Below are 18795 nucleotides of genomic sequence, written 5' to 3' on the forward strand. Positions count from 1 at the left end.
AAGCGGCTTTGTTGGTGTTGCTATGATGCGACCGCTCTACCCATCCGATTCAGGAAGAAGGCTTCTGATGCCTCTGAACACCGTTCACAGTACCACCCACGAATGTGCGACGTGAAGTTGTGCAACGGCGGTTTTCAAGATAACTTGCAGGTCGATTCAAGATAATTTTTTAGCGATGTATTCGTAACTTTTTGATATTGTTTGTCAATGCAAACGATATCAAAGATATAAGAAACGCCATTTCAAGAAAACCCACACCATGCCCGTATTTAAACACTACGATTTGACTCTACTCAACCCGGCATTCGATTCGCCGCTGGTGGACGTGTTGACAGAGCTCGAATACTTGCGGCGCTTGCAATTGGGCGGCACTACGCCGCCGCGGGTGTTTTTTCAATTGAAACGAATTTTCCATATGCTGGAAAGTTTGGGCTCGGCACGGATCGAGGGCAATCATACAACCCTGGCCGATTACGTGGAGAGCAAGCTGGACGGCGGCCCGCAACCGCCGAACGATCAGTTGCGCGAAATGGTCAACCTTGAAACTGCGATGGACTTCATCGAAGAACACTTCGATCCCGGCGCGGAGCTGACCGAACACTTTATCCGCGAACTGCACGCCATGACGGTCGATAGTCTGGAACGCGAAGGCGACGCCACGCCGGGCGCCTACCGGCAACGGCCGGTGCAAATCGCGCAAGCGGAGCATTTGCCGCCCGAGGCGCTGTTGGTGCCCGGTTATATGTCCGAGCTAGTGGCATTCGTCAACGCGGGCGATCCCAAAAAATACGACTTGATCAAAGTCGCCCTGGCGCATCATCGCTTTGGCTGGATACACCCGTTCGGCAACGGCAACGGCCGCGTTGTTCGGTTGCTGACCTATGCGCTGTTGATCAAATACGGGTTTAACGTCAACGCCGGCGGCCGGGTGTTAAACCCGACCGCCGTATTTTGCAACGACCGCGACCGGTATTACGCCATGCTCGCCCAAGCCGATAAAGGCACCGGCGCGGGTTTGGAAAATTGGTGCGTGTATGTACTGCAAGGCATTTTGGACGAATTGCGCAAACTGGACCAATTAGCCGACTTCGGCTATTTGGGCGCCAAAATCCTGGCTCCGGCCTTGGCCTATGCTCGCGAGCGGGAATTGATCACGGCGCAGGAAGAAAAGATTCTGCACATCGCGGCAAAAGCCGGCACCGCCAAAGCCGCCGATTTCGAAAGCGCCATGCCCAACATGAGCGGCATGCAACGCACCTATCAAATTAAAAAGCTGGTCGAACGCCAAATGCTGCAACCCATCAAGCCCGGCGCAAGACAATACACGATAGGCTTCAGCAGCAGTTTTTTGATACGCGGCGTGATCCTGGCGTTATCGAACGAAGGGTTTATTCCTCCGTCTTTGAACAGTGCGGCGGGTTAGTTAGAGAGATTTTACGGTCTGGATTTGTTGGTCGATTTGCAGAAAAAGGCGTCTTTCGCAAGGATCAACTAACTTTGAAATAGCGGACACCCTTGGCTGACCAAAATGATTGGTAACGTATGATAAAGATTGGTTAATTCTTCGTCGTTAATGCTGAATAAGTTGCTCGAATGCAAGACCTGACCCCGGTCTTGGGATCGGTTTGAAGATATACAGATTATTTTTTAACGGGGCAAAATTCATATCAATTTTTTAGCATTATCGTAAGGATGTGTGAATGAATATTGAAAAAATATCAATTGTTGGCTTCAGAAATTTTTCAAATGCAACAGTAAAATTTAATGAAAGCACTCTAATAATAGGGGCAAATGATGTTGGAAAAACCAACATGATTTACGCTCTTAGATTATTGCTAGATAAGTCACTTTCTGAAAGAGATATTGAGCCACAGATAACTGACTTTCATATAGCTAAAAATGGAAGCCAAGTAAGCCAGTTTACAATTACTATCTTCTTTAAAGATATAATTGAAGATGCCGTTTTGTCAATACTAAAAGGCAATGTTAGTGATGACGGTTGTTCTGTATTAAAACTAATGGCGGATAGAGGTGCTTTGGATTATAAACTTCTCATAGGATCCAATGAAATCGAACTTGAGGAAGTAACAAGTCGCTTTTATCTAAAATACATCAATATGAGGTATGTAAAGTCCCGGCGTGATCTTAAAAAGTTTATTGAAAGCGAAAAGAAGCAGTTATTAAAAATATCTCAAGATAACCGCGACACACAAAAAGCAGAAAGTGACGAAAGACAACTTGGTAAAATTTCACGCGGTCTTAATGTAATTAATGAAAGGGTTAGTAAGCTGAATTATGTAAAAGATTCCACCTTATTAGTTAATAATGAATTAAAAAAGCTATCATATGGCTATAACGATTATGCTGTCCATCTGGATTCTGGAGCTATCAAGGTACATCAATTTATCGATAATTTAGAACTTGGAGCTTCAATTTCGGGTTCAAAGATGATGCTCGGTGGAGAGGGTAGAGACAATCAAATTCTACTTGCGCTTTGGAAAGCCAAAAGTGAAAGAGAATTTGATCCTGATCATGAAGTGACATTCTATTGTGTTGAGGAACCAGAAGCTCACTTACATCCTCATCAGCAAAGAAAATTGGCCGACTATCTTAATAAAGAGTTACCGGGACAATCTATTATCACTAGTCATTCTCCCCAGATAACCGCAAGATACAAGCCTGATTCAATTGTCCGCATCATTAACAAAGACGGAGCTAGCTACGCAGCGAGTGAAGGTTGTTCAAATTGTATTAGCACAGCTTGGGATGAACTTGGTTACAGAATAAGTATTTTGCCTGCGGAAGCATTCTTTTCTAGCTGTGTATTCCTTGTTGAAGGGCCATCAGAACAACTTTTTTATCAACAGCTTGCCATTGCGGCGAATATAGATTTGGATTATTACAATATATCTATTCTTAGTGTCGATGGAATCGCATTTAATGTGTATACGAATATATTAAATGCTCTTGAAATTCCTTGGGTACTGCGAACCGACAACGATGTGTCAAAGGTTCCTAATAACGATTTAAAGAATTTAGCTGGCATCAATAGATGTATGGATATTGCTGGCTTGTCAAAGCTGCCTCATCGTGACCTAGCAACCGACGCAAATACATTAGTCCAAGATGGAACTTGGTTAATGGTTTCTAACCAAATAAACCCTTTGAAAATTTATCTATCAAAAATTGATCTTGAATCCGATTTGTCATTAGAATTATCTGGAGAATTATTAGCGTATTCTGGCAAAACAGATATGGATGAGGCAATTAAATATCTTCAAGATCAAAAGGCCATTAGGATGCGTGAGTTTTTGGCTGGCAATAAAGATAATTTAGCAAATATTCAAAGTGGAGAGCTAATTAAGCCACTACTTCACGCTCAGAAAATCGTAGAGATGAGTCTTTAAATATGGCCGGTTTTGATTTTACTCCAGATCAAAAAGCAGCAATAGAGTCTCAGGCAAATATGGTAATAACTGCTTGCCCAGGTAGCGGCAAAACATCGGTTGTTGTTGAAAAATAAGGCGTGAAGTCACAATTTTAAAGTCGTATCAAGGCGTTATTGGTATTACTTTTACTGTAAAAGCGAGCAGAGAATTAAAGCAGCGTTGTAAAAGAGATGGATTAGATACTAAAGCTAGTTTTTTTGGCACAATAGATCATTTTTGTTTAACTGAGATTGTTTCTCCATTTATATCAAGACTGTATGGTTTAACTATTAAGCCAATAGAATGCAAGGCTTATAAAGAATTAAATGATGAGTTTAGGAATTTATTGCCTAATCTTGAAGAAGTAGGGAATGAGTTAAAAACCGAAGATTATGAGATGTATGAAAGTGTATTTCGGGCATTGCATCAATCTGGTATTATTTTGCTAGAATCGTTAGGGGTTGTTGCTGTACATATACTTGGTAATTCAGAAGGGTGTAGAAAATACATTAAATCAAAATATAAATCTTTATATGTTGATGAATATCAAGATTCTTCACAAACCCAACACCAGCTATTTCTTGCTTTATTAGGACTTGGGCTTTCTGCGGTAGCTGTCGGCGATGTTAAACAATCAATTTACGCATTTAGAGGAAGTGATCCGCGTTACATTAAAGACCTGATTGATAAACCTGACGTTTTTGAACATCATATTGTTAACATTAATCATCGATGCCATCCATCAATAACAAATTACTCAAACAGACTATTTGACAGTAGCTGCCAACTGCTACCAACACAAGAAATAAGGGTGTATCAACGCGTATTTAATGGCACTCAATTGGATGTGGCAAAAACATTGAGCAAGTCTATTAATAAATTATTAATCGATGGGGTGATTTCTTCATTTTCAGACGTGGCAATTTTAGTTCGTAATAACAAGAGTCTTGACTTTCTGAAAGATGGGTTGGAAGTGCCATTTAGGATTTTCAATGATGACCCCTTAAGTCTTATTAATTCAGATGCATCCAAGGTTATGGGCAGCTTATTAGTCTATCGTTATGATCAAAAATCATTAATAAGTGATACAGTTGAGTTGGTGAGTCAATATCGATCCATAGCGCTGTCTGAAATAACATCAGTAAGAAATATAATTAAAACAATGCGAAATTGTAGTTATTTAAATAAAGAGCTAGTTGTTGATATAGCGCATCAGCTGTTGAGCCGCGAAATAACGAATGCCGAAATTTCTGCCTTAGCAGGCTGGTGAAAAACTCCCAAAGCTGCAGTCATCAAGGCGCATAGCCTCAGCAAACAAGTAAAATAGCGCATCTAAATTGGAGAAGCCCCCCATGCGCGGACACGATGCCATTCAAAATAGCTGGTTCAGCTACGTTAGCCTGGAAGACCGTATTCCCAAACAGCATCCGTTGCGTCGTTTACGGCTACTCGTCGATGGCGTATTGGCCTCTATGGATGCGGTCTTTGCCGAATGCTACTCCCATACTGGCCGCCCGTCGATTGCGCCCGAAAAACTGCTGCGCGCCTTGCTATTGCAAGTGCTGTACACCGTTCGTAGCGAACGCCAGTTGATGGAACAGCTGGACTACAACCTGCTGTTTCGCTGGTTTGTCGGTTTGGGTATCGACGATGCTGTCTGGGAACGCAGCGTGTTCAGCGCCAACCGCGAGCGCCTGCTGTCCGAAGCACTGAGTCGCGAGTTTTTTGAGCGGGTCTTGGCCATTGCCGAATGGCAAAACCTGGTGTCCGACGAACACTTCAGTGTCGACGGCAGCCTGATCGAAGCCTGGGCCTCGCACAAAAGCTTCGTGAAGAAAGACGGCAGCGGTCCTGATAAACCCGCCGGCCGCAATCCCGAGGTCGACTTCAGCGGCGAAAAGCGCAGCAATGCCACGCATCAGAGCACGACAGACCCCGAAGCGCGGCTTTACAAGAAAGGCGAATACACCGAGGCCAAACTGCGTTACATCACCCATGCCCTATCCGAGAATCGTAACGGCCTGATTGTCGATGTCGAAACCACCCAAGCCACCGGCACCGCTGAAATCGAAGCCGCGCAAACAATGATCAAACGCCGTGTTCCCAAAGGCGGCAGCGTCGGTGCCGACAAAGGCTATGACCAACCGGCGTTCGTCAACAAACTCAAGACGCAAGACATCAAAGCCCATGTTGCTCGCAAAAAGACCGGCAGTGCCGTCGATGGCCGCACCGCGCGCGGCAAAGCGTACGCTCAAAGCCTCAAGCGCCGCAAAATCGTCGAAGAAGCCTTCGGCTGGATCAAGACCGTCGGGGGCCTGCGTAAAACCCGCCACATCGGCTTAGCCAAAGTCGCAGGTCAGGCCTTGTTTTGCTTTGCCGCCTACAACCTGACGCGCTTGCTCAACCTATTGGTGTTCACGCCGAAACCGGCGTGGAGTGCGCCCACCTAGGGCGAAGTGCGCCTGAAAACCGTCCACAGACGGCTTCAGGCGAATAAAAAGCCCTTGAAACAGGGGCAAAACGGTTGAAACTCGATGTCATGACCGATTTCAACACGAAAAAATCACGGAAACCGTGGGTAAGGGGAAATATCAGTGGGTTTTTCACCAGCCTGCTAGACCGAGTTTTAATCGACCCGAATCTCTTAAAGCAATATCAGCCGATAAACGAAGGGGAAGTGCAAATAATGACACTGCACAAATCAAAAGGTTTGGAGTTTGATGTTGTGTTTCACTTAGACCTTTATGACTGGATTTTTCCAAAGCGGGATTATGTTCAAGGTTGCTATGAGGAGGTTTTTTCTAGCTGGGAACAAGATTTGAATTTACATTTTGTTGGCATAACGAGAGCAAAAGAGTATTGTATTCTTGTCAGCAGCACTGAAAGATTTAATTATAACAATCAAATCAAAGCTGCAAAAAAGTCTCAATTTATGACCTTGACTGGATTGATTGGTCTATTCAATTCCCTGTAGGGAGCCTCTAAAAATCCACGATTAATCAGATTCGGGGCGTAAAACGCGCTCGAAAGCGGACATTTCCAAGCGGACTACCTTCAACTCGAAGCCTTTTCAGCTCCGCTGGGCGGCATCAAGACGCAGCTACCCTGCGAATAGCGCAAAAACGTCGCATGTTGTACACCAGATTCATGAAGCCGATACGCACTTCGGCGCGGGCTAGGCCAATGCAACGGATCACCTTACCGCCCCATTGCGCCATCCAGGCAAACACGTGCTCGACCCGGCAACGGGTTTGGGAGCGGGTGCTGTTGCCTTGTTTTTCCCGGTCGGTCAGCGGCTTGCCGCGAACTCCTTTGCGGTGAATCCGGCTGTGGTAGCCTTGGACTTTTAACTGTTCTTCCACCGCTTCGGAACGATAGGCACTGTCGGCCCACAAATCCCGGCTGGTATTGCCGCTATCGAGCAAGCCGTTCAGGGCTTGCGAGTCGTGGACGCTGGCATCGGTGACCGTGTATTTGCGCACCAACTTGTGGGCATTATCAACGTTGACGTGGTTCTTGTACCCGTAATAGCTCTTGTCGCCTTTCTTGGTCCAGCGCGCATCGGTATCCTTCTGACTGCGTTTGGAGGCTGACCAGTCCTCGACGGTTTCGCCGGCTTTAATCCGAGCGTTTTCGTCCGGCGTATTACGCTGCACCGGCGCCTTGACGAAGCTGGCGTCAATCAGCTGACCCTTGCGGGCAATCAGGCCGGCGCGATCCAATTGCCGGTTGAATTCATTGAACAAGGTTTCGGTCAATTTCAACGCCTTGAGCGACTCGCGAAACAGCCAGAAACTGTTGCGATCCGGTGCGTGCTTGGCATCCGACAAACCAATAAAACGCTGGAAACTACGCCGGTCTTCGATTTGAAACTCCAGTTGCTCGTCGCTCAGATTGTAGAGGCTGGCGATGACCAACGCTTTGAACATCAACACCCCATCCCAAGGCTTACGCCCGGCAGACGATTTGCGGACTTTGTGACGCACTTGATCCAGCAACGGACGGAACGCTTCCCAATCCACTTGCGCGTCCAATTCCAACAACGGATTACCCAGCCGATCGATCCGACGATCACGATGTTCAAACAGGGAACCGAAAAGGTCGTCTTGTGCCACCGTCATCTCTGCTCTCCAGGTCTTTAGCTCCGACTCATTTTACTCGCCGGGCGCAATTTTTAGAGGTTCCCTGTAGGTTAGCGTTCCCTGGCAATTTAACTCCAATTTGTCAAGCCTCAATGAAATCGAGGATTCGAAGGGCAGTATATGTGGTGATGAACGAACCGCATCAATCGTTACCGTATCCTAAGAGCTAAAGCTCTGGACGAATGGCATGGGGTTGGGGATTGTGATGCAATCGTTGCATGCTTTCAAGCCACATATGCCTTGCATACCATTTTCCAATTCAATTTGAACCACCGCACCTAGCTATGCCGACCCCATTTTTCAGCGCGCGGCGGCAAAATGCTGGTGCTTCTTATTTGCTTGTAGTAATGTTTATACATTGCAAATTGAGGGCGTCGCCATGGCTATTACGACCATCTCCAGCCGAGAGCTGAATCAGGATGTTACCCGCGCGAAGAAGGCGGCCAAGAATGGCCCGGTATTCATCACGGATCGGGGCAAGCCGGCTCACGTGTTATTGAGCATCGAGGAATACCAGCGGCTGACAAAGCAGCGCCGCAACATTGCCGATTCGCTGGCCATGCCAGACGCTGCGGACATCGAGTTCGAGCCGCAGCCTTTGACGATAGGGGCTCGGCCGGCTGATTTCTGATGATGTATGTTCTCGACACCAACGTAGTTTCCGAGCTGCGAAAAATCCGGATTGGCAAGGCGGACGCGAATGTGGCGGCATGGGCCGACAGCGTCGATGCCGCCGACTTGTTCTTGTCCGCCATCACTCTGATGGAATTGGAACTTGGCGTTTTGTCGATCGAGCGCAAGGACGCCAGCCAAGGTACGGTGTTGCGGGCATGGCTGGAACAGCAGGTCTTGCCGGAGTTCTCCGAGCGGACTCTGCCGGTCGATACGGCGGTTGCACTGCGTTGCGCCAGGCTCCACGTACCCGACAAACGCGGCGAGCGGGATGCGCTGATCGCGGCGACGGCGCTGGTGCATGGCATGGTGCTGGTCACCCGCAATGTGGCCGACTTCCAGGCTACGGGCGTGGCTATCCTCAATCCGTGGGAGGCCATGCAGTGACTGCCCCGGTGGGCACGGTGTTTGTACCACGCAGCATGGAACGATGGACAAATTTGCCCACCCTACGTTTTTTTGAGATTTCTTTTAAGTATTGGGATGGTTTTGGTCCCGTTATTTCGCCCCGAACATCTTAGGTTCTGGCGAGATCAACTCGATAGCATGCGCTCCCATCATAGGTTATGCCGAACAACGAGAGGCGCAACGGTCGCGAATGACGCGCCTCCTTGCGTCGGCACCATCCTATACCCACATTGGAATATCAAAGCCTATTCGAATTGATACGATCAACCCGCTAATTCTTTGTAGACAATCAAGCATGCAACGCCGCGTATTCCTTGGCCGAAGGAATATGTTGCGGCAAAGTTTGCCCCGTTGGGCGCACGGCTTTCCAGCCCAGGCAGACCAGCCAGATCGTGCGGGGAATCGGTTTTTCGCCGTCGCGGTAATAAATCAGCATGCGGCGGGAAATACCCAAGGCCTCGGCGGCTTGCTCCAGCCTGAGTCCGGTGTTGTGCGGCCACTGCCGGATGCGTTCCCGGCCGATGTCGCGGGCCTGCTCGACCGCCAGATTGCGCAGGTTGTCGGCGGCCAAATCGAGTTCGTCTTCGATCCAATCCATCGTCCGTCCCGCGAAACCTATTTTGGCTTGCGCAAATAAGTCCCGATCTTTCAGCGGACTTAGCGCTTCGGTTTCGGTTATCCAGGCGTTCAAATCGACTTCGAAGCTTTGGCCGTCGGCGTAACGCAAGCGCAGTTTGTATGTGGTTAACGGCTCGACCCCGGTCAGTTACTCATCGTTGCAGTTCCTCGAATAGTTTGGCCAGCTATTCAAGATTGGCTTTTGCCTACACCGGCGCTTCGGACATTTCACGCAGGGCGCATGCAGCCGATGATTTCCACAGTGGCGCGCTACATCTCGTATTGTTTTGTGGCCTCTGGTTGAAAATAGATCATGTCGATCCGGATGGATCTGAGCCCTTCCGGGAAATGCCATTCAACGGTGCTGCCGACAGAAAAACCGATAATTGCAACCCCCATATCCGACAGAATGGATAGTTTACCCTGCTGGAGATCTTCATCGTTCGGGAACACCAGCGTATATGTCATCGTCTTTCCCGTGCTTATGTCGATTAAGCGAACGCAGGTGTTCATTGTGACTACATAAGGCGGGATTTCTTCCGGCGGCAGAATGGTGGCTCGGTTAAGTTCGCCTTCCAGCGTATCCAACAGAACCGACGGCGTGGAACTGAATTGTCTTGCCGTTATGATCAAGTCCCGTAAACGGGCGCAGTCGAGCGCGGAAAGAATGATGTTTCTGGCTTTCATGAAGTCTTTCATGGTCGTCGCTTCGCCGAGTGAGTGGTGATAGAGAGCTTTTAGTCGGACTGTTCTCTCCAACTAGAATCGTCTGATTGGGCTTCCGACTTAAGCCGGGATAAAAAAAGCGTTCCTGCGCAGTCCTTTATTGCGTTAACGATCAAAAACAAAACGACACAAGGAATCCGCAACTAACCGCTCGATTATCAATGAGCCGGTTGGTCGTGGCAACAAAAGTCTTCGGCAACCAACTCGATGACATGCCCTTCCTACGCAGGTAGGCCGAACAACGTGGGCCGCAACGGTCGCGAATGATGTGCCGCCTCGGATCGGCGCCATCCTACACCCACATTCGAATAGCAAAGCCTATTCGAACTGATGCATTCCAAGCTTACCTTCTGGCATTTTGACCGGATTGACCACCCCACATCTCACGCCCATTTGACCATCCCGTGAGGATTTCGTGACTTTTCTGATTGCACAATGGCCGCGCCATTTGGCATTCATATTAAGGAGAATCACGATGCAGAAAAACCATGCTTTTGCGCTGTCGGCGCTGTTGTTGGCGGCCGGCGCGGCGCCGTTGAGTTCGGCTGAGGCAGCGCAGGTCACGCTGAGTTTCAGCAACCTGTCTGCTGCCAACGGGCCGGCCTTGAGTCCGTTTTTCGTCGCCTTGCACGACGGCTCGTTCGACGCGTTCGATGTCGGCACCACGGCTTCGGCGGCGATTGAGGCGATTGCCGAGATGGGCAACGGCGCCGGCTTGTCGTCGGCATTCGCGGCCAGCAGCGCGGCGGCGGCCGGCGGCACCAGCGCGACGGTGACTGCGGCGGTTAACGCCTTCGGCCCCGGTATCTTCCTGCCCGGTGCTAAGGGCAGCGTCACCCTGGATCTGGACCCGGTGAAAAACCGTTACCTGAGCTATTTCGCGATGGTGGTGCCGTCCAACGACCGCTTCGTCGGTAACGACTCGGCGACCGAAATCGAATTATTCGACGCCCAAGGCCATTTCACCGGCGGCACCTTCGTCGAGAACGGCAGCAACATCTGGGACGCCGGCACCGAACTGGACGGCACCACCGGTGCGGCGTTCCTGGTCGGGTCTAATGCGGCGGACAGCCCGGCGCAAAACGGTACCATCCAAGCCAACCATGACTTCGCGGTCTACGCCGGATTAGGAACGCCGGCCGGTTACAACTTTACCGATCTGCCCGGCGCCAATACGCCGTTGCTGCAAATCAGCGCAGTGTCGCAAGTACCGGTTCCGGCGGCGGCCTGGTTGTTCGGCAGCGTGTTGCCTTTGTTCGGTTGGTTACGGAAGCGCGCGGCGGTGTCGGCTTTGCCGGCTTGAGGCGGGCGGTTCAACTCAATAGAGTACAAATCTTGATTTGTACTCTATTGAGGATTTCGTTACCCAGAACTTCCCCCTTTGCAAAAGGGGGATCGAGGGGGATTTATTTAAAAATCTCCCCCAGCCCCTCTTTGTTAAAGAGGGGAGTTATCCCGGCGCGATTCGGAGCAATCCGGGTTCAGGGATTTTAGCTATGACCAGGTCCTTCGGTCATGGGTATCGCTTTGTAACGCTAGTTCGACATGATGGAATTGGCAGCGGGGCGCGTTTTCGCTTCGGCTTTTCGTCCCGGCTGGGCCTGACTCGCAGCACAAATCGCGTTTGCACTCCGGCTTGGCAAAGCACCGCATCAAAACCCGTCGCCGTAACCTTGATTCTGCAAATTGGCCGGCGGCTTGCCGGTGGGGAAGCGGGCTTTCAATTCCACCTTCAGCATCAGTTCTGCGGCAGGCACGCTGACGACTTGCTCGGGCGCTTGTTCGGCCGCGTCCGGGTGCCAAAAGCTCAGGCGGTAGCGGCCGTCCGGCAAATCCAGCGTCCAGCGGCCCTCGGCGTCGGAAACCGCCAAATAGTCCGCGTCGCTGACGTAGACATACCCCAGCATCCAGTCGTGGATGTTACAACCCAGCGCGACGATGCCGGGGCGGTCGAACAGTACCGGTTCGCGCGGCACGCCGCTGTAGAGTTTGATTTCGAAACGCTTGGCCGCGGAAAACGAATAGACGTGGTGCTTGATCGCGTCGCTGTTCGGAAAATACACCGGCGTGCCGCTGCGCACCGCCAACACGTGCGGGACGAATTCGCGGCTTTTCTGGTCCAGCGCCATCGCCGCCGGCGCCGGCGGCGCTTTGACCCGGCCGGCGGCATCCAAGGCTTGGGCGGCGACCACCAGATCGGCCAACGGTCGGCCGCCGGCTACGGCCTTACCCGCCAATTCAGCGGCCGGCGCGACCGCGGCCCAAGTCGTCAAAAAAACAGCCGGTAAGCGACTTGCCACAGCGTGTCCTCCTGATAAACGGCTTCGCCGCGTTCCTGCCGCGCCGGGCGGGCGCTGAAAATGCGGCTGAATTCGACATTCAATTGATGGTGTTGGGCGACGGTCAGATTGTAATTGGCGGTCCAAGCCTGGCCGTGTTCGCCGTTGCGGTCTTGCGGCAGGTAATCGCGTTCGTCGCTGCCGAAGCGTTCGTAGCGCAGGCTAAAACGGCCGTCGCCCAGCGGCCGGCTCAACAGCCAGCTTGCCGACCAAAATCCGACATCGACCGCCCGCAAGTCGCCGAGCAATTCGCCCATGCTGGTACGGCCGGTCATCGCTTGCGAAATCAGCGTGGTTTCCCACGGCAATTCGGCCTTGGCGCCCAGGCTCCAGAACCGGGTGTGCCAGCCGTATTGGCCGGCGGACAGCGCGGCCGGATCGGCATTGTTGTCGTAATACAGCGCGCGCAGCGTGTAGCGTTGCGGCCGCTCGGCGGCGATGCCGGCGTAAAAGCCGGGCCGGCCGTCCACTTCGACGAAGGCCTGGCTGGCATTGGCCTGCTTAGGAAACAAGGCCGGTATGGCGATGCCGTTCGGCAGACGCAGGCGGCCGGTTAACGTGGATTCGAAGTCATGCAAACTCCAGCCGCGCCAGGCCAACGTCAGGCCGGCGGTGTCGTTGTTGGCGAGGCCGGCGCCGAACACGCCGAATTTATCGCCGGCTTCGGTTTGGTAATCCAAACGCAACTCGCCGCCGAACGCGCGCAACTCCTCGCCGACCCAGGCGTTGATCGTCGACGAACTCAGCGTATACGGGCTGCTCCAGGCGGTGCCGGTGTTTTCCAACGAAATCGGTGGAAAGAACATGCCCAAGCGCCCGGCCAGACGCCAGCCGGCGGCGCCGACCGGCCGGTAAGCCAAATAGGCTTCGGTCAAGTCCAGCGGAGCCGATTGACGGTCGGCGTATTTGACGGTGGCGTTGACCATCCAATCCCAGTCCAAGCGCACCTGTAAGGTCGCGGCGGCTTCGTTAACCCGCCAGCGGTCGCGGTCGCCGCCGGCCCGCAGCTTGCCCAGGCCATGTTCCAACTCGCCCGGCGCGGCGTCGCTGTGTTGGTAACGCAGGTCCAGCAGGCCGTGCCAAGTGAATTCCGGAAATTGGCCGTCGTCGGCTCGGCAGATCTGCACCATCAAACCGAAAAGCGTCAGCAGAAGAAGCGACTGCATTAGGCGGGGAGGCTTCCAGGTTTTCCGCTGCTGCGGGAATGAGCTTGGCGGGACCGGGAATCGAGCGGTTAATAACAGCATGGTTACGATTTGTCTGTCGCTGCGCGCGCGGATTCCGCCAGCGGTAAGTCGAAACGAAATTCGCTGCCGACGCCCAAGGAGCTCTCCACTTGCAAGCGGCCGCCGTGCAATTGCGCAATCTTGCCGACCACGATCAAGCCGAAACCGCCGCCGTCGGCGCGGGCGCGGCGGGCCAGCGGCGAGTCCCAATCGCACAAGGTGGGTAAATATTCCGGCGCGATGCCGATGCCAGTATCGCGGACGGCCACCGTTATCCGGCCGCGCGCCGGCCAAGCATCCAGCCGCACTCGGCCGCCTGGCGGGGTGTGACGTAAGGCGTTGTCGATCATGTTGGTGAGCAGGCGCTCGATCAGTCCGATGTCGGCGCTGACTAGAGGCAAATCCGGGCGCAGTTCGGCTTGCAAGCTGACGCCGCGTTGTTCGGCTTGTAGCCGGTATTTTTGGGCGACATCCTGCAGCAATTCGGCCAGATTGAACGGCTCGGGACTCAGGCTGGCATCGTCGCATTCCAACTTGGCCAGTTCGAACAATTCCTGCGCCAGTCGGCTGACTTTTTCGGTTTGGCGCAGCGCAGTGTCTAGAAAATGCTGTTGTTCGTTAGCCGGCAAGGTATCGGCCTTACGCTGCATGGTTTCCAGAAAGCCGCGCAGCGCGGCCAACGGTGTGCGTAAATCGTGCGACATCGAAGCCACCAACTCGCGCCGTTCCTGGTCTTTCTGGCGCAGTTCGCCCAATTGGCCGGCTAGTTGCGCGGCGCGGACGAAGGTATCGGCCAGCCGGCCCAGTTCGTCGCTACGGCCGGCCAGCGAGGAGGCGGTGAAATCGCCGTTGACTGCCCGCTCGCCGACGCCGGCCAAGGCCCGCAGCGGCCGCGACAGATTGCGGGCTATGACGACGCTGCCGGCCAACGTCGCCAACAGGCCCAACAGCAACACCCCGGCTGCCAGCAACAACATATGGCGGTAGCCGGCGAAGGCGTCGGTGAACTTGATTTGCAGCAATGCGGCGACGCCTTGCTCGTCGCCGGCCGCCGGCAATGCCAGTATGCGGCCGAGATAGCGGCCTTGCGCGGTATCGACCGTGGTCGCCAGTGCCCGGTCGGTCGCGCTGTGCAACAAGGCCAGGGCCGCGTCCGGTGCCGAAGCGGCCAACAGGCGGCCGCCGTCCGCACCGAGTTCGGCCAAACCGATCTGCAGCGGCAATAGCGAGTTTTGCCGAAACCGGGCGATACGTTGTTCGTCGACGGCTTGCGCCACCGCCACCCAACCCACCGGCAGCGGCGCCGACACCGGCACCAGCGCCCATTCCTGCAAGCGGCCGTCCAACACGCCGAACCAAACCAGCGGGCGGCTGGCGTCGGTGTTTGCCAAGGCTCGCGCATACGGAAACGGCCGGCCCTGCCACTGGCCGGCACTATCGGCGACGACGTTGTATTGCGGATCGATAAACAAGCCGCGTTGGCCGCGGATGCGCAGCAGCAGGTTTTCCAAGGCCGAGGCGATCGTGGCCGGGTCGCCGCCGGTGACGGTGCTGCGAAAGCCAAAATCGGCGACCAGCAAGCCGGCCTCGCCGGCGACCCGCTCGGCGCGTTCGACTAGCAACTGGCGAAAGGCTTGCTCGGCGTAGCGCAAGTCCTGGTCGAGCTGGCGCAGCAGGTTGTCGCGCACCGCCGCATAGATGCAGACCACCGTCAGCGCCTGCACCGCGACGAATAGCGCGGCGAACAGCAAGGCGATACGACTTTGGAAGCTCAGCGTCATGCGTCGGCGGCGTCCGCTTCGGCGAACTTGTAGCCGACGCCCCACACCGTCAATATTCGCGCCGGTTTGGCCGGATCGGCTTCGATTTTGGCGCGCAAGCGGTTGATGTGCGAGTTGACGGTATGCTCGTAGCCGTCGTGGTTGTAGCCCCAGACTTGGTTAAGCAACTCCAGCCGGGTGAACATCCGGCCCGGATGGCGGGCGAAGAAATGCAGCAAGTCGAATTCGCGGGCAGTCAGCGCCAGCGTTTGGCCATCCAAAACCACTGTGCGACTTTGCGCATCGATCCGTAAACCGTGGGAGACGATGACGGCCTCGGCGGGTTCGGCGGCCGGTTGGCTCAAGGCTGCCACCCGCCGCAACAGCGCGCGGACTCTAGCGACCACCTCGGCCAGTGCGAACGGCTTGCTGATGTAATCGTCGGCGCCCATTTCCAACCCTACCACCCGGTGCACGTCGCTGGATTTGGAACTGACGATGATGATCGGCGTATACACCGGCCCGGCCCGCACCCGCCGGCAAATTTCTAGGCCGTCCACGCCGGGCAGCATCACGTCCAGCAACAGCAAGTCGTAACGATTGCCGGCAATCGCGGCCAACGCGGCGTCGCCGTCGGCCGCCCAATCCACGCCGTAGCCTTCCTCGCGTAGATTGGCGGCCAGCAGGCCGGCGATGTCGGGATCGTCTTCGACCAGGAGCAGGTGTTTGGTGGGCGGCATCGGCGGCGGGATTTATCGAAAATAACGCCGATTATCGGCCAAGCGCAGCGCTGGCGCCATTCACGAAAGGCTCACGCCGTCGTGATAATTCCGTGAGATTTGGCCGATCAAACTAAAACGGCGGTTAGCCGTTGCCCGGTCGGCGCTGCACGCGCACCGTCATAGAGCGTCGGCCGGTGGCGACGCAGAGCAACACGATGGCGGCGGCGATGATTTGGCTGGGGTTTATCGTCTCGCCCAGTACCAGCGCCGCGCCGGCCAGGCTAAAAAACGGCTGCACCAGTTGCAACTGGCCGATCCGGGCAATACCGCCCATTGCCAGACCTTTGTACCAGGCGCAGAAGGCCAGATACATACTGACAACGCTGACGTAGCCAAATCCGGCCAGGCTGCGCCAGCCGACCGCCGACCACGCCGGCGGCGCGGCCTGCCAAACGATGGGAACCAGCAGCGGTGCCGACAACAACAAGGCCCAACTGATCGTCTGCCAGGCGCCCAATTCCCGCGCCAGCCGGGCGCCTTCGGCGTAACCGAGGCCGACTGCGGCGACCGCCGCCAGCAACAACAGGTCGGCGCCGTTCGGCGTGCCGCCGGCGCTGAGTCCGCAAAAGCCGACGATTGTCGCGCTACCGATCAAGGTCGCCAGCCAATAATGCGGCCCCGGCCGTTCGCCGGCCAGCCAGAAGGCGAATAACGCCGTCGCCAGCGGCGCCAGTCCGACCACGACCGAGGCATGGCCGGCGGCCGCAGTCCGCATGGCCAGCGTCGACAACAACGGATAGCCGATCACGACGCCGGCGGCAGTCAGAGCCAGACGACCCCATTGCCGCCGCGACGGCCGCGGCGCCTTGGCCCACCATAACATCGCCGCGGCCAACGCAGCGGCAACCAGCGCCCGGCCCAGGCCGACGAACACCGGGTCGAGATCGGCGACCGCCAATCGGGTAGCCGGTAAAGTCAAACTAAATCCCAGGATGCCCAGCATCCCAAATATGGCGCCTTGGCGCTCGCGCGGCGTTCCGCTTGTTGCAGTCATCGCTATTCTCGCTATCGGATGGTAAACATGCCGCGGTAAAGGCCCAGCAAACCTGCGGCAATTGACGGCGATATGCTAGCCGGCTAAGCTGGCACTTATACAGAAGTACTTTTGTGAAATTCTAGCGATACAGATGCCGCGAAATCCGCCCTGTATCGGTCCATACCACCCGGATCTGTATCAGTTGCCCGATGACCTTGCTCTACCAGGAAATTGCCGAACACCTCGATAACGCGATTGCCCAAGGCGTTTACCGGCCCGGCGAGCGCTTGCCCAGCGTGCGCCAGCTCGGCGAGCAGCACCGGGTCAGCCCGGCGACGGCGGTACAAGCCTTACGCTTGTTGGAAGACAGCGGCCGGATCGCCGCCCGGCCGCGTTCCGGCTATTACGTGACGCTACGGCGCGAATCGGTATTGCCGGAGCCGGCAACCTCCGCGCCGCTGCTACAACCGACGCCGGTCAGCGGCCAAGCCTTGGTGTTGCAATTGGCCAAGGCCGCCGCCGAACGGCGCACCGTCCCGCTCGGCGCGGCGGTGCCGGCACCGTCGTTTCTGCCGACCTTGAAAATCGAACGTGCGCTGGCCGGTTGCGCCCGCCGCCATCGGCAACGCATCGCCGGCTACGAATTCGCGCTGGGCAATCCGGAATTGCGCCGGCAGATTGCCAGACGGATGTCGGAAGCCGGTTGCACGCTGAGTGCCGACGACATCGTCATCACCAACGGTTGCCAGGAAGCGATTGCATTGGCGCTGCGGGCAGTGACCGAGCCGGGCGACATCGTCGCTATCGAGTCGCCGATTTTCTACGGCCAGTTGCAGGTGATCGAATCGCTGGGGCTGAAGGCCATCGAAATCCCGACCCACCCGCGCGACGGCCTGTCGCTGGCTGCACTTGAATTGGCTTGCGAACAATGGCCGGTCAAGGCTTGTTTGGTGGTGCCTAATTTCAGCAACCCTTTGGGTTATTTGATGAGCGAAGCCGGCAAGCGAGAATTGCTGGCGCTAGCCAAGCGCCATGATTTTGCGCTGATCGAGGACGACGTCTACGGCGATTTGGGCTTCGCGGCGAGCCGGCCGCCGGTGGTCAAGGCCTGGGACGAGGAGGGCAGGGTGCTGCATTGTTCGTCGTTTTCCAAGTCGCTGTCGCCGGGCTTGCGCATCGGCTGGATCGCACCGGGGCGGTACTTGCAGCGCATCGAATATCTGAAATACGTGGCGAATCTGGCCTCGCCGTCGTTGTCGCAGATTGCCACCGCGGAAATCCTGGCCGACGGCGGCTTCGAACGCCATCTGCGCCAAATCCGCCGGCGTTATGCCGAGGCGGTCAAGCGGATGACTGACGCCGTGGCCCGCCATTTTCCGGACGGCACCAAATCCACCCAACCGGCCGGCGGCTTCGTGTTGTGGCTGGAATTGCCCGATGGCAGCGACGCGCTGGCCTTGGCGCAGCGGGCTTTGCTGGAAGGCATCAGCATCGCGCCGGGGCCGATCTTTTCGGCGACCGGCAAATACCGCAATTTCATCCGCCTCAACTGCGCTTGCGACTGGGACCGCAACGTCGAGCGGGCGCTGGAGAAACTCGGCCGCTTGGCGGCGGGTTGAAGCTTTCCCGGCGAGCGGTCCGCCGGCGTTGTTTATGCATGGTTAAGGTAACCCGGCGGCGGATCGAGACGGCCAATCACCGATGCCGGTCAGGATCGG

The 18795-nt window shown here is 55.0% G+C and carries 18 protein-coding genes; 10 read left to right on the plus strand and 8 right to left on the minus strand.

Annotation, left to right across the window (positions count from 1 at the left end; all coding sequences use genetic code 11):
• The first annotated feature begins 259 nt into the window (after positions 1 to 259).
• The 6 genes from MKFW12EY_RS05120 to MKFW12EY_RS05145 all read left to right on the plus strand — a co-directional run bounded on the left by MKFW12EY_RS05120 (position 260) and on the right by MKFW12EY_RS05145 (position 6402).
• On the plus strand, positions 260 to 1423 hold the full coding sequence (locus MKFW12EY_RS05120; RefSeq protein ID WP_221054117.1) for a Fic family protein: 1164 nt from the start codon (positions 260 to 262) through the stop codon (positions 1421 to 1423).
• 277 nt (positions 1424 to 1700) lie between these two features.
• Positions 1701 to 3407, plus strand: a complete 1707-nt coding sequence (locus tag MKFW12EY_RS05125) for an ATP-dependent nuclease (RefSeq protein WP_054763619.1) — start codon at positions 1701 to 1703, stop codon at positions 3405 to 3407.
• Between the two features lie 2 nt (positions 3408 to 3409).
• A complete protein-coding gene (locus MKFW12EY_RS05130) occupies positions 3410 to 3523 on the plus strand; it encodes a UvrD-helicase domain-containing protein (protein WP_172680395.1) in 114 nt (37 codons plus the stop codon).
• Positions 3524 to 3537: 14 nt separating this feature from the next.
• Positions 3538 to 4698: a UvrD-helicase domain-containing protein gene (locus MKFW12EY_RS05135; protein ID WP_425334040.1), complete on the plus strand. Its 1161-nt coding sequence runs from the start codon at positions 3538 to 3540 to the stop codon at positions 4696 to 4698.
• Between the two features lie 82 nt (positions 4699 to 4780).
• On the plus strand, positions 4781 to 5878 hold the full coding sequence (locus tag MKFW12EY_RS05140; RefSeq protein WP_221053058.1) for an IS5 family transposase: 1098 nt from the start codon (positions 4781 to 4783) through the stop codon (positions 5876 to 5878).
• A gap of 89 nt (positions 5879 to 5967) precedes the next feature.
• Positions 5968 to 6402 carry a 3'-5' exonuclease gene (locus MKFW12EY_RS05145; RefSeq protein WP_221054118.1) on the plus strand — a complete coding sequence of 145 codons (435 nt, stop codon included), beginning with the start codon at positions 5968 to 5970 and terminating at the stop codon, positions 6400 to 6402.
• 115 nt (positions 6403 to 6517) lie between these two features.
• On the opposite strand, the gene MKFW12EY_RS05150 is transcribed toward MKFW12EY_RS05145, so the two are convergent.
• Complete coding sequence (locus MKFW12EY_RS05150) at positions 6518 to 7549, minus strand: IS5 family transposase (protein WP_245006438.1); 1032 nt, start codon at positions 7547 to 7549, stop codon at positions 6518 to 6520.
• Positions 7550 to 7949: 400 nt separating this feature from the next.
• On the opposite strand from MKFW12EY_RS05150, the gene MKFW12EY_RS05155 reads away from it, so the two are divergent.
• Positions 7950 to 8201, plus strand: a complete 252-nt coding sequence (locus MKFW12EY_RS05155) for a type II toxin-antitoxin system Phd/YefM family antitoxin (RefSeq protein ID WP_054763753.1) — start codon at positions 7950 to 7952, stop codon at positions 8199 to 8201.
• Positions 8201 to 8629: a type II toxin-antitoxin system VapC family toxin gene (locus tag MKFW12EY_RS05160; RefSeq protein WP_172680411.1), complete on the plus strand. Its 429-nt coding sequence runs from the start codon at positions 8201 to 8203 to the stop codon at positions 8627 to 8629. The genes MKFW12EY_RS05155 and MKFW12EY_RS05160 overlap by 1 nt, the downstream gene beginning before the upstream one ends.
• 310 nt (positions 8630 to 8939) lie before the next feature.
• Here MKFW12EY_RS05160 and MKFW12EY_RS05165 read toward each other — a convergent pair whose 3' ends face one another.
• The gene (locus MKFW12EY_RS05165) at positions 8940 to 9416 is read right to left on the minus strand and encodes a DUF2442 domain-containing protein (RefSeq protein WP_280637655.1); all 477 of its coding nucleotides are present in this window, start codon (positions 9414 to 9416) and stop codon (positions 8940 to 8942) included.
• Between the two features lie 122 nt (positions 9417 to 9538).
• The gene (locus MKFW12EY_RS05170) at positions 9539 to 9967 is read right to left on the minus strand and encodes a GreA/GreB family elongation factor (RefSeq protein ID WP_157199682.1); all 429 of its coding nucleotides are present in this window, start codon (positions 9965 to 9967) and stop codon (positions 9539 to 9541) included.
• A gap of 502 nt (positions 9968 to 10469) precedes the next feature.
• Here MKFW12EY_RS05170 and MKFW12EY_RS05175 point away from each other — a divergent pair.
• A complete protein-coding gene (locus MKFW12EY_RS05175) occupies positions 10470 to 11297 on the plus strand; it encodes a spondin domain-containing protein (RefSeq protein ID WP_221054120.1) in 828 nt (275 codons plus the stop codon).
• Between the two features lie 349 nt (positions 11298 to 11646).
• On the opposite strand, the gene MKFW12EY_RS05180 is transcribed toward MKFW12EY_RS05175, so the two are convergent.
• From MKFW12EY_RS05180 to MKFW12EY_RS05200, 5 genes are all read right to left on the minus strand, one after another.
• Positions 11647 to 12294 carry a methylamine utilization protein gene (locus MKFW12EY_RS05180; RefSeq protein ID WP_221054121.1) on the minus strand — a complete coding sequence of 216 codons (648 nt, stop codon included), beginning with the start codon at positions 12292 to 12294 and terminating at the stop codon, positions 11647 to 11649.
• On the minus strand, positions 12264 to 13499 hold the full coding sequence (locus MKFW12EY_RS05185; protein WP_221054122.1) for a hypothetical protein: 1236 nt from the start codon (positions 13497 to 13499) through the stop codon (positions 12264 to 12266). Before MKFW12EY_RS05185 ends, MKFW12EY_RS05180 begins: the two co-directional genes overlap by 31 nt.
• 83 nt (positions 13500 to 13582) lie before the next feature.
• A complete protein-coding gene (locus tag MKFW12EY_RS05190; RefSeq protein WP_221054123.1) occupies positions 13583 to 15340 on the minus strand; it encodes a sensor histidine kinase in 1758 nt (585 codons plus the stop codon).
• Positions 15337 to 16059 (minus strand): response regulator transcription factor, encoded by a 723-nt coding sequence (locus tag MKFW12EY_RS05195; protein ID WP_221054124.1) that lies wholly within the window; start codon positions 16057 to 16059, stop codon positions 15337 to 15339. The genes MKFW12EY_RS05190 and MKFW12EY_RS05195 overlap by 4 nt, the downstream gene beginning before the upstream one ends.
• Positions 16060 to 16183: 124 nt before the next feature.
• Positions 16184 to 17095, minus strand: a complete 912-nt coding sequence (locus tag MKFW12EY_RS05200) for a DMT family transporter (protein WP_221054125.1) — start codon at positions 17093 to 17095, stop codon at positions 16184 to 16186.
• 191 nt (positions 17096 to 17286) lie between these two features.
• On the opposite strand from MKFW12EY_RS05200, the gene MKFW12EY_RS05205 reads away from it, so the two are divergent.
• On the plus strand, positions 17287 to 18696 hold the full coding sequence (locus MKFW12EY_RS05205; protein ID WP_221054126.1) for an aminotransferase-like domain-containing protein: 1410 nt from the start codon (positions 17287 to 17289) through the stop codon (positions 18694 to 18696).
• Positions 18697 to 18795: the final 99 nt, after the last annotated feature.

This window comes from Methylomonas koyamae (genome assembly GCF_019669905.1).
Taxonomy (GTDB): Bacteria; Pseudomonadota; Gammaproteobacteria; order Methylococcales; family Methylomonadaceae; genus Methylomonas; species Methylomonas koyamae.